Source organism: Stieleria sp. JC731 (assembly GCF_020966635.1).
In the GTDB taxonomy this organism is placed as follows: domain Bacteria; phylum Planctomycetota; class Planctomycetia; order Pirellulales; family Pirellulaceae; genus Stieleria.
Genome location: NZ_JAJKFQ010000026.1, coordinates 453,474 through 467,775, shown reverse-complemented (window position 1 = coordinate 467,775; position 14,302 = coordinate 453,474). Strand labels below are relative to the sequence as shown.

Genomic DNA, 14,302 nt, shown 5'->3' with positions numbered 1-14,302 from the left:
TGTTTTTCAAATCGCGGTGTAAGCAAGATGTCCGTGCATTGACGAACGAACCGAATCCATATGCTTCTCCCACGTTAGACGAAGTCGATCCTGGTTCGATTTGGAAGCGTCTTTGGAAATTTTTTACAGGTCCACCGCGAGACAGGATTCCGAACTTTGCCGCTGGTGAAGCGATTATCTACGAGGGCATCTCCTTCTTTATCGATCCTGACAATCCTTCCGAATTGTTCGCGGCATCACCATCGGTTGATCATTCGCAGCGGCGGATGAATTTAATCGTCGCTGAAACTCTGCGTCTGCTGCCAGCATTGTTGGCGGAGTATCCGGATTTCCAGGGCGTCATGTTGGGGCGAAAGTTACGTGTGCGGATGATCGATTCCTACCAAGACTCCCGTTGCCAATACCACACCGAATACGCCATCGAATGGGACTACGTTTCCGGATTCATCGTCGATCCGATGAACGGAACGGCCCTGGATTGAAGTTTGGTCTCGCAAATGCATCGCATCTGGGATGCGATGTTGCCGTTATCGAATTAGTTTAGTGATTCGGTTTGTTCATGTTTCCGTTTGCCGACTGGTTTGTCAAAGACTGATGCGTCCGCAATTCCAATACGTTGTCAAAAAACTCGAAGTGCTGAGCAGGTTGAGCGCATATGACCCGGTTCTAATCGGAACGCCGCCTTTGGGAATTCAGATCGAGACAAGTGATATCGATATCGCTTGCTGCAGTCATGATGGTGCTGAGTTTGAAAAGTTGGTCACTGCCGAATTCGGTGGCCAAGCGGGGTTCCAAGTGAGGCGACCGATACTTCAGGGGCACCATTCAATCGTGGTTAAGTTTAGGGCGATGGGCTGGGATATCGAATTGTTTTGCCAACCCATTTCAACGGCGATGCAATGGGGAGTGCGGCATTTCCAAGTCGAAAAACGGCTGCTGGAAATTTGCCCTGGGCTAAGAGAAAGAGTGATCGAGTTAAAGCAGGCTGGGATGAAGACGGAACCTGCGTTTGCTTCGGCGCTGGATCTGCTTGGTGATCCCTATGCGGCAATGCTCGACCTGGAACAAAAATCAGATTCCCAGTTGATGCAGTTGACGCTGGAAAACTTCGGTGCATCGGATCCGGGCGATTTTGGATCCCGTTGATGCACAAGGAGTTTCCGTTGTCTTCATGAGTGTTCCATTTTCGAAGATTAGTGGTTGGGAATTTGGGAACACTGATCTGGATCAATAGAACACTAATCGGCGTCGGTGCCCGCAGTTCTATCCATTCGGTACAATATTGTGACACATTGGTGAGACACGAACGGACGGTTTGTTCGAGGGCCATGCGGCTTTGGACACCTGAGCAATTACACCGATCATCAACGCAATCGATGAAGGCATCGGATGGTTACACGAGCGTCTATTGTTCTTGTGTTCGGTTTAGGTGTCGGTATCGTCGTCGTGTCATCGGTAATGCGGGGCGCTGCGCCAATTCCCGAGCCTGAGCTTGGATCACCGGTGACGACGCGTGTATTGCTGACGCCTCCAGAGTTTGACGATGTCAGTTCGTTCGGTCGGCCAGAAATGGAACAGATCGATGATTGGTTGAAAAATCAAATAGACCTTGCCGCACTGCCAAGTATCAGTGTCGCGATCGTCAAGGAGGGGCAGATTGTCTATCAAGGGGCTTTTGGGTTTGAAGATGTCGCTTCGAGAACAAAAGTCACAACTGAGACGGCATATCATGTTGCGTCGGTATCAAAAGTCTTTACGACCTTCGTTGCGATGCAATTGTATGCTCGTCAAGTGATCGACTTGGACGCACCGGTTTCGCGATATTTGCCGGAAGGAACATCGATCGGGACTGATAAGGCGCTGGGTGAAACGATTACGCTTCGACAGCTTGCGTCACATACATCAGGACTGCCGCGGGGTATTCCAGGGCCGGTGCAGTCGATTGAGGGCCGCTATCAATTGGAGCCAAGCTTGCTTTATGAACAGCTTGCCAAAGTCCAATTGGGTTTCGTGCCGGGGACTGATGAAGAGTACTCGAATCTTGGACTTGGCCTGCTAGGCCATGTGCTCGAACGGGCGACGGGAAAGCCTTTGGAATCGTTGGTAAGTGTCTACGTTTGTGAAACGCTGGATTTGGAGCACACCTGTATCAACCCGGCGGAAAGGATGCGTATTGCGACGGGATATAGCAGCCTGAGTCCACGAGTTGCAGAAGGGCATTCCTATCGGGAAAGGCTAGCGGGTTCAGGCGGTATCATTTCAACCGCCACCGATCTTGCTAAGTTTCTCGCGGCACAGATGGAACTGGGAGCCCTATCGATCGAATCGCTTGAGCAAATGCATTCGCCGGTGAAGCTTTCCGATGGATCGTACGCAACCACGGGGCTCGGTTGGTCAATTCGCTCGCGCGATTCGATTGGCGCGGTCATCAAGAAAAATGGCGGGCGGAACAACTGCAAGGCGTGGATCGGTTTCTCGCCTGAGCACCGAGTCGGCGTGGCGGTTCTTACGAATTGTGGTGACCCGTCGGTCGACCCGATCGGCTATTGGTTGTTGGAGCGATCTGTTGCGGGAGTCGATGCGAAGTTATTGCGCCGCGAACCGGTCGTTGATCATCAATACGCCAAGGTTGCCGCGTTTACAGGATTACGTTGGGAGAATGGGTGGACGATAGTCGAGGTCGACGGCAAATGGCGGCGACTGGTTTCGATCAACGGCACTTCAATCGATCGCATCCTGGCGTACTGTAGACGCGCCTTTGGCGAGAAGGCGGAAAAACGGTTTGCCGAAGACATCGTCGAAGTGATGTCGCGTATGGGATATGAAATTGGTTGGGAGGTCTCGCTCGAGTTGCAGAGCGATATTGGCGAGGTAGAGCGGGTGAAGACGCGATTAACGCATGAGAAACGCAATGCGTTGCGGAAATGACTTACCTCGTGTGCACGCTGATCGCGTATTCACAGCCGCGTGGTATCGATGCTGTCAACGATTTGAATTTAGTGGCCCCGAGCTTTAGGCAAACCACGTCCGAGCTTCTCGGCTGAAGAATCAAATTAGCGAGCGGGCTCAGGAGCTAGGAGGTCGGCTTTCTGTGGATAACCGCCATCGACGTTGATTTGTGTGGTTAATCGTCGACGCCAATGTTGATCGTCGCGTTCGGGGTAGTCACTGCGGAAATGAACGCCGCGTGATTCCGTCCTGACCAGTGCAGAGTCAACCATCATGGCTGCTGCCGTCAGCAGGTTTTGAAGTTCCCAACCCGCGATCCCATCAAATTGATGGTTCATCACATAAGCCGTGTATGACCGGATCGTGTCAGCTGCTTTTTGCAGCCCTTCGCCATCGCGTTGGACACCGACTAGTCGACCCATCAGACTTTTCAAAGAAACGCGGATGTCATCGATGTCAAAAGCCTCGGCAGAAGATGACTCGGATTGCCGAATCGGTAGGGCACGCATTTCGTGGCCGCCCTCACTTGCGGCACGCGATGCTGCTTCACCAGCCGCGGCTCCGTACACGAGGCCTTCCAGTAGGCTGTTGCTGGCTAAGCGATTCGCACCGTGCAGACCGCTGCTGGTTGCTTCGCCAGCTGCCCACAGACCCGGCAAGCTAGTCCGGCCCTGCCGATCCACGGTGACTCCGCCGAGCATGTAGTGGGCACCAGGGCGGACAGGGATACGATCACTGGCGATATCCAAACCAAATTTCGAACATGCGCGAGCGATTCCGGGAAATCGATTCATCACATGGGTGCGATCCAAGTGTGATAAGTCAAGGTAGACGCATGGGTGTTCGGTCTTTTGCATTTGGGCAACGATCGATTGACTGACGACATCGCGAGGCGCAAGTTCCGCACGCGAGTCATATTCAGGCATGAAGCGATGGCCATTGGCATCGACAAGGTAGGCGCCTTCCCCACGGACGGCTTCGCTGATCAGCGATCTGGAAGAACCGGCAATGTACAGAACGGTCGGATGGAATTGCATGAATTCCATATCCGCCAGTTGAGCACCGGCGCGATACGCCATGGCTTGACCATCGCCTGTTGCGACCGCGGGGTTGGTCGATTCTCGGAACACCTGGCCCGCACCGCCCGTGCAAAGGATTGTTTCCTTAGCCCAAACCATCATCGGCTCGCCACCATTTTGTGAAATGATGGCACCGCGGCATCTGCCGTCGTGGGTGAGCAGGTCGATGGTGAATGCCTTTTCCAGAATTCGCACGCGGTCCATCGAGCGGGTTCGCTGAATCACGGCTCGCATGATTTCCGCACCGGTCGCGTCGCCTTGGGCATGAACGATTCGCTCATGTGAATGCCCACCTTCACGTCCAAGTTCCAGCTCACCATCATCGGCATCGAATTGTGTTCCCCACTGGACTAGCTCTTCGATGCGGCGTGGTCCTTCGCGAACGACCATATTCACAACGTCGATATCGCAGAGGTTTGCGCCGGCAACCAAGGTATCTCGAACGTGGTTTTCAAAGCGGTCTTCGGGATCGAGAACACTCGCGATACCACCTTGTGCGTAGGTGCTGTTTGATTCGCGAAGCACGTCTTTAGTGACCACGAGTACCCGTTGATGCGGTTGCACCGCATTCGCCGCTCGCAAGCCTGCTAAACCACCACCAATGATCAGCACATCCGTAAACCGGTGAACTGCGTGCCGAGTGTCAAACGAGACCAGGTATCGTGGGGTCATCATCGGCAGTTCAACTCTTCAAAACTTTCGTGCAGCGTGTCATGCGGTGGTTTGATGCTCGATACGCTTTTTGGGGATGAGCGGGCAATGGGCTCGCCGCAAAGGGACGCGGATTCCTGTGACGCGACCACCGTTAGGGCGGGTAGGATCTAGCCCAGCTTCAGTGTGCATCGACGTTTCAGGCCGAACCAGTTTACGCGAGGATGGGAATTTCGTCACCCATACTAGCCAGAACGACTCCGCTGAACTTTAAACGGTGTTGCTGGCACAGCACTGCAATTGGATTACCCGGCTAGGATGGAGAAAGGCATTTGCGACCGCACCGGGTTACTTCACCAACACAGGTCGCCGATGAGGAATCTGCTGTCGCGATTACCCGTCGTGTTCGGCCGATTGGCTTGTTCAGGGAACTAATCACCGAGCGGCGTTTCCCAGATCGCGGTCGCACGAGTTCCATCACTGTGGGCCCAGGCTCGAGACATCGCTGGTGTATTGGTGCCGAGGTAAAGATTGCCTTCGCCATCGACCGCGATTAGACCGCCATCGCCAGGACGAAGGGTTTCGAACAGACAGTTTTTGCAGGCCGATTCAAGACTGTCGCCGGCCAATTCCATACGCATGCTGACACGGGCGGCGATCGAGTGCCTGATATATTCTTCACCGATTCCCGTTCCGCTGACAGCAGCGGTATTGTTGTTGGCGTAAGTCCCCGCCCCAAGGATTGGTGAGTCACCGACGCGACCGTAACGCTTTGCCGTTCTGCCGCCCGTGCTTGTCGCTGCTGCTACGTTGCCATGAATATCCAGCGCGACGCAGCCAACCGTTTCGCCGGTATCACCTTTCGTGTCGATGTTGATTTGGGATCCGGCAGGGACCGGATATGCAGGGGTGGCAGGAGCGACCTGGTCCATTTGCTTCATCGCCTTGCCCAGTTGAAGCCAACGACGTTCGGTGAAGTAATAAGGCTGCTCTACGGTTTCGCAGCCATGGCTTTCAGCGAATGAATCGGCGTCATCGCCTGCCAGTAGCACATGATGGCTATCGTCCATTACAAACCGCGCGGCGAGAATCGGGTTTTTGATCTTCTTTAGACCTGCGACGCCACCACCTTCGAGAGTCGAGCCGTCCATGATGGATGCGTCGAGTTCATGGTAGCCTCCAGAATTGAATACGGCGCCACGAGCGGCGTTGAAAAGCGGATCGTTCTCCAGTGCGACGACGGTTTTAGTCACCGCGTCCAGCGAGGTCCCGCCATCTTTAAGGACCGCGATTCCTGTTTGCAACGCGTTGTTGAGGCTCTTTTTGTATTGCGCAACCGCTTCTTTGGGCAATGACTTTGGAATGGAGCCCGCGCCGCCGTGCAATGCGATGGCCCAAGTGGCTTGCGACCGGTCGTTTTGGGCTGAGACGGTATTGAACATCAACAGTACCAGAGTCAGGAAATAGAAAAGTGGTCGGCCGAGCGTGTGAATAATCATGTTCGTTGTCGTATCACAGTACGGTGAAAAACATACTTCAGCGAATCAATGCCGCTTCGATGGCAAGTCCGGGCCCGAACGCAAGCATAACACAAGGCAGAGGGCTCGCGTTTGTGGGCTGGGGACTATCGAGAATATGATCGAGAACAAAGAGCACGGTTGGCGATGACATATTCCCGAAGGATTCAAGAATCTGAAAAGATGGCCGCAGCTGAGACTCGGTCAATGACATCGCTTCCTGACACGCTTTGAGAATCTTGGGTCCACCGGGATGGATAGCCCAGCTTTGGATTTCGTCAATGCAGAGCCCTTGGTCATGAAGCCATTGCTCCATCCACTGCCGGATTGTTTGACAAATGATAGAGGGCACCATTGTTGACAATGACATCACGAATCCGTGGTCACCGATTTGCCATCCCATCATCCCTTCCGTTTCTGGAAGAATCATTGATCCAGTAGCGGCGACACACGGTTTTCTCGCGGGAGTTGATTGAAGCAATTCTGTCGAAGCACCGACCAATGCGGCGGCGCCATCAGCGAATAACGCATTCGAAACGACACGTTCAGGATGCCATCCATACTGTTGGTGCAGTGTGCACAGTTCAACAGCGCATAAAAGCACCCGCGAGTTTGGGTCAGCTTCGGCAATCGCTTTGGCGACACGTAGACCATTGATCGCGCCGTGACAGCCCATAAAACCAATGTGTGTGCGTTCGACCGTCGGGCGAAGTTGGCACTGTTTGATGATATCCAAGTCAACACCAGGTGCTTGGAATCCCGTACAGGAGACGGTAATCAGATGAGTGAACTCGGATGATTCAAAGGGAGAATTTGCAATCGCTTCTTCAGCAGCTGTGACCGCCAACGATCCGGCATGCTCGCGATACATTTGCATGCGTTGGTCTGTCGATGGCCCAGCATCTTGCGCACCAACAGCGGCCGGAAAGAAGGACTGCCGTGAAAGCGGAGACTGCGATTCCAGGCAAACTGAATTTAAGTCCGATGGTTGAGACGATTCTGAATAGGATGCATCGTGGTTGGCTTTAGTAAGAAGCGGCTGTTTATTTCGATGGCGATCAATCGGCTGTTCATCCGCCTTGTCCAACGCAACACTGTGCCGGTAGCGAACTCCGGATTTACGGTAGAGAACCTCCAACGCGCGATGCTGTTGATCGCTTTGTCCGCAAATCGACTTGGCAATGTCAGCCGCGTCTTCTTGAGCGATCCCATAGAGAGGCGTTGCGGTTCCCAGCCCCAAGATTTGAAAAGGCATCTGTGTTCTCGTTGACTAAACCAATGATTCGGTGTTCGCCTGATGGATTAGGCGAGATGTTAGCGCCGGGAATCGACTTGCAACCGCCACGCCAATTTTGGCCGCTTTGGGATGTCGAAGCATCCAAGTGAGTCTTCGGCAATTGTTTTGTGATCGGTAGATCCTTTGTTTCCATCGCGATTGCCACAATCGAGCTGCTGCTTCGCAGTTGCCTTGCGCAAAGTTGCCATCAGCACAGGATCGAACTGCTTCTGCGACAAGCATTCCGGCGTGCATTCCCCATGCCATACCTTCGCCGGTAAAGGGTTCGACGTAGCCTGAGGCATCACCGATCAAGAAGATGCGGTCGCCTGACACTCGGTTGACTCGCCGGCTGAGCGGCCGTGTGCCACGCCACTGAAGTCCAGTCGTCTCAATTTTGGGAAAGCCAGCGAGGCCCAAAATTTGATCGACCAACTTTTCGGGGGAGCCACTGTCGCGCATCGCGTTAGAACTGACCGCAGCTGCAAGGTTCACAGTGTTGTCGTCCAGCATGACCAATCCGACGTAGCCAATATCCGACGCCGCCATATGGATCGCGTTGGGTTTCATCCATCCGGTGTGGGCAGTCGTCGGTATCGTGGTACCGAGTCCAATGTAGGAATCTGGCGCGACGCGATCATGGAACTCGTCAGTTTTCAGACTAGGACGACCGAGCCCATCTGCAAGAACAATCGATTTAGTGTAAACCGTCGTCGGAAGAATGGATTGCTGTTCTGCGCGCAGTACCTGACCGCCTTCGATTGTGTCGAGGAATGATTCGGTTCCATAACGTAGTTCAAGCTGCCGCATTCCCTTTTGGACAGATCGACTTTCGATGCTGGCAGAAACACTCGATAACGCGACAGCACCAGACGAGACCGCTTCTTGGACAAGGAACCGATCGAGTTGTGATCGTGATATCGCCAGTCCAGTTGGGATCGCGTGATTGAGTTCGCGGCCATAGCCTTTCATCCATAGTGAATGAAGGTTGGTTCCACCGAGTGCTTTCAATGGATCAAGCAAATCTGCCTGTTTAAGGGTCAGCAGTGCGTGATGATTTAAGCAGGCGCCGCAGACTTTATTTCGCCCGAGTGGATGACGTTCCACGAGAAGAGTTTTTAGGCCATGTTTCGCTGATTCTCTGGCGGCGATTGCGCCGGCGGGCCCCCCACCGACGACGACACAGTCCCAACAGTCGTCAATGGTGCGTTGGGTGGGTTTTGGGGACTGCATGTTTGGCATCCTAGCGTCGCAGTTCCGATTCGGCAGGCTTGATCCATGACAGTGTGAATCGCTGTGGCCAATGGTGCTTCACAATGCAATCGCGTAACTGGAGTTGGCTAACGAGTCGCAGGACTTCTGACTCGCTAAAAGCTGCACGCACAGATTGTGGCCCATCAAAATGCACAATTGGCGAACGTGAAAGGAGCCGGCAGCCGGCCCAGGCCAGAGCATAACCCAGCCCGGTACGACGCAGATCGTCAATGAGCAAACCATTGATCGCGGAGGAGGCCATCGAACTGATCAGAGCAGTCGCATCTGAATCGGAAAGATGGTGAAGAAACAGCGAACACATCACGATGTGATATCCTTCGGGAACACCTTGGCCGATCGCATCGCACTGAATGAAGCGATGTGGCTGCTTGCCATTTCGGACCGCAAGTTCACGAGCATTCTGCAATGCCTGTTCGCTGATATCACAGCCATCGATACAAAGGCTTATGCCATGACGAGCCGCTTTCCGACCGATCGCGATCACATTGTCGCCGCTACCGCAGGCGATATCCAAGATACGCAGTGGCTCATGTCCGATGGCCGAATGCAGGCGTTTAAGCTCTGTCCATAGAACACTGGCAGTCCCGCTGAAACGATTGATACGCCGAAGGCCTGCTAGTGCGGCATCATGCAACTTCGGATCCAATTGTGGATCGTCCATCAACTCGGGGACTAATTGTCGTTGAGGCAGTAGCAACGTGGATGGCCAGTACTATTTGCAAGTTGTCGATAGCGGTTTGATCGGACAGGCTCGAATTCTGCGTGGACATTTTTCAGCAGGATCTCGGCACCAATCAGATTCAGTGTAACTTGAGGTCAATTGTCTGAGTTCGCAATGGTGCCAACGATGGTTTTCAACAATCGGCAGCATCGGGGCCCTCAAGTAGGGCTTCGTCAGGAGCCCGGATATCACTGTTGGGCAGACCGTCGGGGTATTTGGCTTTGATCGATTCGATTGCCAATGTTGCCACCTTTAAGTGCTGCTTCTTGGTCTCTCCATAGAACGCTTTGGCTTCCGAAGGCAGTTTGGGCTGCCCATGCAGGGGCTTGTCTGACACGCATAGAAGTGTGGCCGAGGGAATTCTGTAGCGAAAGCCGTTGGCGGCGACTGTCGCCGATTCCATATCGACGGCAATTGAACGGCTTGCCCGCAAGTGATGTTGTGTGCGGCTGACTGACAATTCCCAGTTTCGGTCCATCGTTGTATAGACGGCACCGATACGGTACCTCAAGTTGGAATCCTCGAGCGTAGTCGCTAATGCTCGATTCAATAAAAAGCTTGGTGTGATCGGAACTGAAGGGGGCAGAGCTTCGTCGAGAATGTGGTCGGCTCTCATGTAGCCGCTTGCCAAAACGAAGTCGCCGATTTCCTGGTGATTGCGGACACCGGCGCAATGGCCAACCATCAGCATCGCATCGGGGCGAAGAACGGCAAGGTGGTCCGTCAAATTCTTCGCGTTTGAAGGACCGACACCGATGTTCACAATGCTGATACCTCGATTGTCATCGGCGATGTGATGAAGGGTTGGCATTTGAACGTTGGTACCGGTCGATCCGGTGCAGCCTGGAAATGTTTCGGCGAAGGCCTCCATGTGCATGTGATAATTGGTCAGAAGCACATACCGTTGAAAGTCTTCGGCCAGGGTTCCTGTGTAGTGTTCCAGCCGCTTAATAGAAAGCTCGCTGCGTTCGGGTCCGAACATGAACACCTTCTTTCGGGTCATGTCGAAATCGGACTCATCGATGGTTTTCAGCAGCGTCGGTGCGTTCAAGTCGACGCGAGGGCGGGACTTTTGGATTGTAATTTTCGCACCGCGACGCGCCAGTTTCAGTAGCTCCCGTCTCAGGTACCACCGGAATGCCTTGGGGCGTGCGATCTTGCCCGAGATCTCTGGGTTGTGCTTAGACCAACTGCGAACAACGGTGACGCGAACGTAGTGACCGTTGGCGTAGATTTGCTCCATCAAACTGCATCCGGCGAGAATCCGTTCGCACAAGTCGTCCAGATTCGAAGTCGGATCGATTTGAAATTGGTCTTCCATGATGTGAGTTCAATCACGAGACGAGTGATGGCAGTAAGGGCGCTACGCCGACGAACACAGGCGAATCAATTCAATCATGTTGCATTGCCAATGATAGATCGTCACAGTCCCAGGGGAATGGGAGGGGATCCCTAGCCGCTACTGTACACGAATGAGATGGGTTTCGTGGCTATTGAAAATAGTACGCATCGTTGGCTCGTTCTTCTTCAATGGCCGTAAATGTTTCTGACAAATTTATTTGGTTTCAATGCCCATTGAACGACCATGGTTTCGCCGACATGGGTAAAAGTGCCACCTTGCTTTTCGTTTGTTTTGGCGGAGCCGATTTAGGCCCCTTTTCAGGTTTTCGTTGTCAAACAATCCTGCTGTTCTGTAACGCTATGCAGTGAAGCTAAGCAGTGATGCGGCTTGGTGCCAACTGTCGCACCGATTGCCTCGTCGACTTGGACTCAGACACGGTTCAGAACCCGTTGTCTTTGGCCAGCAACGTACCCCGCAAAGCGTCATAGGATTGTGGCGGCATTGTCTCGGCGTCGTCCGGCGACCAACCTACAGGATTGAAAATGATTATCGGTGTTCCCAAAGAAATAAAGTCGGATGAGTATCGGGTCTCGATGTTGCCCGTCGGCGTCGAAGAATTGGTCACCCGTGGACACAAAGTTATCGTCGAAGAATCCGCAGGTCTTGGGTCCGGCTTGCTTGACGAAGACTACGTGCGAGCCGGTGCGACGTTGGCGACAAGTGGCGCCGAGGTCTTCGAAAAAGCCGACTTGATTGTCAAGGTCAAGGAGCCGCAAGCGAGTGAATACGGTCTGATCAAACCCGGTCAAGCTGTGTTTACCTACTTTCACTTTGCCGCAAGCGAAACGCTGACGCAAGCGATGATCGCTAGCGGATCGACGTGCTTTGCCTACGAGACACTTCGCGATCAGCGAGGTAGGCTGCCGTTGCTGACGCCGATGAGTGAAGTTGCCGGACGAATGAGTATCCAGCAGGGGGCAAAGTACCTTGAGCGACCGCAAATGGGTCGGGGCATACTTCTTGGTGGTGTTCCAGGTGTTCCACCTGCACACATCACGATTTTGGGTGGTGGCATTGTCGGTAGCAACGCCGCGAAAATTGCTGCTGGTTTCCAAGCCGACGTGGTAATCTTGGATGTCGATTTAGATCGCCTACGCTATCTAGATGACATCATGCCGGCAAACGTCAACACGCTATACAGCGATCGTCACAACATCCTTGAGCAGATCGAGAGGGCTGACCTTGTGGTCGGGTCGGTTTTGATTCCAGGGGCAAAGGCACCACAGTTGGTGCGCCGTGAAGACTTGAAACGAATGAAGCCAGGTAGTGTGGTGATCGATGTGGCGGTCGACCAGGGCGGATGCATCGAGACGACTCGTCCAACAACCCATGGCGAGCCGACGTACATCATTGATGATGTCGTCCATTACTGCGTTGCTAACATGCCGGGAGCTGTCGGGCGCACCAGCACCTATGCGTTGTGCAACGCAACACTGCCTTGGGTTCTGAAGCTTGCCGGCCTTGGGATTGATGGGGCGATAGCGGATCATGGGCCGCTATGCCAAACGATCAACATTCACAACGGCACCGTCAATAACCAGGGCGTTGCTGAAGCGTTTGGCATGCAGCTAAATCGACTCTAACGCTACTTCAACATCGGCACGTAAGAGAAACCTTCGTCTTGAAGGTTGACGACTGCGGTTAGCGCGGAGACGGCGGTCTCCGCGAACACAACGACGTCGGAAGGTTGGCTGCCAAGTGACAGTAGCGACTGTCCGCAAACGTAGATCTCAACTCCGGCTTCATGAAGTTGTTGCAGTAGCGGTAGATTCGGATTGCCCTCGGTTTTGAAATGTTCTGAATAGGCGTCCGGATTTAAAATCGCTAGGGTCGCATCGCCATGAAGGACAATCGCGAACTGAGCGTCCGCAGGTTCTCGTCCACCGCCGGCATACAAGTTGACGAATTTCGCAACCTTCTCAATGCCGGGGTTCAGCTTCGTGGCGTCGCCGCCTTTGGTGATGTCGACAATTAGCTTTGTACCGGGTTTGGGCTGCTGTGCGGCTTCGGCAAGCCGAACCACACCGCCATGCCCTTCGATCACGGGAAACGCGAGGTCTTTGCTGACCTTGGCGTTGTTGTTCGGTATCGCATGGTTCTTCATTGCCTCGGCAAAGCCTCGGGCGACGAACCCGGAGACAACCTTGGCGTGCTCTTGGATCAGTTTCGCAACATAGGGATCGCTGGAGGTCTCGACAACTTTGACTCCTCGCTCCGTATCGGTATGAACCATCTTGATCTTGTCCGCGTGGCGGAACAGTTCGGCGAACAGTGGATCACGCATACGAATCGGATTAACTTTTTCGACGCGATATTGCATCCACTCGACATGCTCCTTGATTTTGTCAGCGACTTCGTCGTCGTCTGACTCTGTCAAGGTTTCGACACCGTCGGGAAGATCGGTAACCGTTCGCTTGATCTTCGAATGATTCTGTAGCAAGAACTGAAACACGTCGTGGTCTTCGTCATGACGATCATCAGCCCCGTGCCCACCGTGACCTTGCATCGATTCCGCGTCCGACGCGTTCGAGCCATGCCTCATCATCCCTTGCCCGGGACCACGGCCGAACTGACGACCAAACCCAAATCCTCGGCCGCCGCGGAAACCAGGCCCGGGTTCCGGGGGGGCACTGTCTTGCGCTAACACCATTGTGGAGGCAAGCAATACATTTGCAAACACACAGCACAGCTTCATTGCATTCATGGGAACAAATCCTCGTGCGAAATTGAATCGCGCGACGGCTCTCGGTGCCGTCGGCTAAAACCAGTTCATGTGAATTGTCTGCATCAACGACGCTGCAAAGAGTTTTGATGCAAATGTGCGCCCGAATGCTTGCTCATACGTATGGCCGCATGAATCTTGCTGCGGCTTCGTCAGCAGCACCAATGGCTACGCATCGCCGCCTTCATGAGGTGAAGACATGTGTTTGGCGACGTAAGCGGGCTCACCAATTCGCTGTAGCAAATCGAGCTGCAGTTCGAGCCACCCGATATGTGCCTCTTCTTCGATCGCGATGTCTTCAAACAGTCGCTTTGTTCCAATGTCGGAATCTTCAGAAGCTTGGTGTGCGGCGCTGGTGTAGAACTTTACAGCCTCTTGCTCATCAGCGAGATCTGATTCGAAGAGTTCTTTGAGCGAGGGAGCTCGATGTGGCGGCTTGTCGAATTCCATCTTCGGATCACCCTTCAAAAACATGATCCGTTCGAGGAATCGATCCGAGTGTCCAAGTTCCTCCGTCATCTCTTCCTTCATCTGCTTGGCTAGCAGATCAAGACCCCAATCGTCGAGCACGCTGGCGTGCAATTGATATTGATGGGAAGCGGTCAGTTCCATCGAAAGCCCCTTCTGAAGGTTTTCGAGTGATCGTGCAGATGCCATGGGATTCTCCTTTGTGTCTTGGTCTGGTTGAACGAGACGCGGTTTTAACCGAT

Annotated in this window: 12 protein-coding genes; 4 read left to right on the top strand and 8 right to left on the bottom strand. The window is 53.6% G+C overall.

Features of this window, described 5'->3' with window-relative positions; translation table 11 throughout:
• Positions 1–38: 38 nt before the first annotated feature.
• The 3 genes from LOC67_RS24470 to LOC67_RS24460 all read left to right on the top strand — a co-directional run bounded on the left by LOC67_RS24470 (position 39) and on the right by LOC67_RS24460 (position 2,928).
• Complete coding sequence (locus LOC67_RS24470; RefSeq protein WP_230265472.1) at positions 39–482, top strand: hypothetical protein; 444 nt, start codon at positions 39–41, stop codon at positions 480–482.
• A 112-nt stretch (positions 483–594) separates the two neighbouring features.
• Positions 595–1,146 carry a DUF4269 domain-containing protein gene (locus LOC67_RS24465; RefSeq protein WP_230265471.1) on the top strand — a complete coding sequence of 184 codons (552 nt, stop codon included), beginning with the start codon at positions 595–597 and terminating at the stop codon, positions 1,144–1,146.
• Between the two features lie 243 nt (positions 1,147–1,389).
• On the top strand, positions 1,390–2,928 hold the full coding sequence (locus tag LOC67_RS24460; RefSeq protein WP_230265470.1) for a serine hydrolase domain-containing protein: 1,539 nt from the start codon (positions 1,390–1,392) through the stop codon (positions 2,926–2,928).
• Between the two features lie 125 nt (positions 2,929–3,053).
• Here LOC67_RS24460 and nadB read toward each other — a convergent pair whose 3' ends face one another.
• The 6 genes from nadB to LOC67_RS24430 all read right to left on the bottom strand — a co-directional run bounded on the left by nadB (position 3,054) and on the right by LOC67_RS24430 (position 10,789).
• A complete protein-coding gene (gene nadB, locus LOC67_RS24455; protein ID WP_230265469.1) occupies positions 3,054–4,703 on the bottom strand; it encodes an L-aspartate oxidase in 1,650 nt (549 codons plus the stop codon).
• 407 nt (positions 4,704–5,110) lie between these two features.
• Positions 5,111–6,178 (bottom strand): isoaspartyl peptidase/L-asparaginase family protein, encoded by a 1,068-nt coding sequence (locus LOC67_RS24450; RefSeq protein WP_230265468.1) that lies wholly within the window; start codon positions 6,176–6,178, stop codon positions 5,111–5,113.
• A gap of 37 nt (positions 6,179–6,215) precedes the next feature.
• A complete protein-coding gene (locus LOC67_RS24445) occupies positions 6,216–7,451 on the bottom strand; it encodes a type III polyketide synthase (RefSeq protein ID WP_230265467.1) in 1,236 nt (411 codons plus the stop codon).
• A gap of 15 nt (positions 7,452–7,466) precedes the next feature.
• Positions 7,467–8,705 (bottom strand): NAD(P)/FAD-dependent oxidoreductase, encoded by a 1,239-nt coding sequence (locus tag LOC67_RS24440; protein ID WP_230265466.1) that lies wholly within the window; start codon positions 8,703–8,705, stop codon positions 7,467–7,469.
• Between the two features lie 10 nt (positions 8,706–8,715).
• Entirely contained in the window at positions 8,716–9,408 is a 693-nt protein-coding gene (locus LOC67_RS24435) for a methyltransferase domain-containing protein (RefSeq protein ID WP_230265465.1), read from the bottom strand.
• Positions 9,409–9,601: 193 nt separating this feature from the next.
• Entirely contained in the window at positions 9,602–10,789 is a 1,188-nt protein-coding gene (locus LOC67_RS24430; RefSeq protein ID WP_230265464.1) for an AMP nucleosidase, read from the bottom strand.
• A 563-nt stretch (positions 10,790–11,352) separates the two neighbouring features.
• Here LOC67_RS24430 and ald point away from each other — a divergent pair.
• Complete coding sequence (ald, locus tag LOC67_RS24425) at positions 11,353–12,453, top strand: alanine dehydrogenase (protein ID WP_230265463.1); 1,101 nt, start codon at positions 11,353–11,355, stop codon at positions 12,451–12,453.
• 2 nt (positions 12,454–12,455) lie between these two features.
• Here ald and LOC67_RS24420 read toward each other — a convergent pair whose 3' ends face one another.
• Complete coding sequence (locus LOC67_RS24420; RefSeq protein ID WP_230265462.1) at positions 12,456–13,574, bottom strand: DsrE family protein; 1,119 nt, start codon at positions 13,572–13,574, stop codon at positions 12,456–12,458.
• 186 nt (positions 13,575–13,760) lie between these two features.
• Positions 13,761–14,249, bottom strand: coding sequence for a bacterioferritin (locus LOC67_RS24415; RefSeq protein ID WP_230265461.1), 489 nt, complete (start codon positions 14,247–14,249; stop codon positions 13,761–13,763).
• Positions 14,250–14,302: the final 53 nt, after the last annotated feature.

Excerpts from the sequence above, each read along its gene's own strand:
- nadB (WP_230265469.1), bottom strand. The coding sequence starts at position 4,703 with ATGATGACCCCACGATACCTGGTCTCGTTTGACACTCGGCACGCAGTT.
- LOC67_RS24450 (WP_230265468.1), bottom strand. The coding sequence starts at position 6,178 with ATGATTATTCACACGCTCGGCCGACCACTTTTCTATTTCCTGACTCTG.
- LOC67_RS24440 (WP_230265466.1), bottom strand. The coding sequence starts at position 8,705 with ATGCAGTCCCCAAAACCCACCCAACGCACCATTGACGACTGTTGGGAC.
- LOC67_RS24415 (WP_230265461.1), bottom strand. The coding sequence starts at position 14,249 with ATGGCATCTGCACGATCACTCGAAAACCTTCAGAAGGGGCTTTCGATG.
- LOC67_RS24465 (WP_230265471.1), top strand. The coding sequence starts at position 595 with ATGCGTCCGCAATTCCAATACGTTGTCAAAAAACTCGAAGTGCTGAGC.
- LOC67_RS24435 (WP_230265465.1), bottom strand. The coding sequence starts at position 9,408 with ATGGACGATCCACAATTGGATCCGAAGTTGCATGATGCCGCACTAGCA.
- LOC67_RS24430 (WP_230265464.1), bottom strand. The coding sequence starts at position 10,789 with ATGGAAGACCAATTTCAAATCGATCCGACTTCGAATCTGGACGACTTG.
- LOC67_RS24460 (WP_230265470.1), top strand. The coding sequence starts at position 1,390 with ATGGTTACACGAGCGTCTATTGTTCTTGTGTTCGGTTTAGGTGTCGGT.
- LOC67_RS24420 (WP_230265462.1), bottom strand. The coding sequence starts at position 13,574 with ATGAATGCAATGAAGCTGTGCTGTGTGTTTGCAAATGTATTGCTTGCC.
- ald (WP_230265463.1), top strand. The coding sequence starts at position 11,353 with ATGATTATCGGTGTTCCCAAAGAAATAAAGTCGGATGAGTATCGGGTC.
- LOC67_RS24445 (WP_230265467.1), bottom strand. The coding sequence starts at position 7,451 with ATGCCTTTTCAAATCTTGGGGCTGGGAACCGCAACGCCTCTCTATGGG.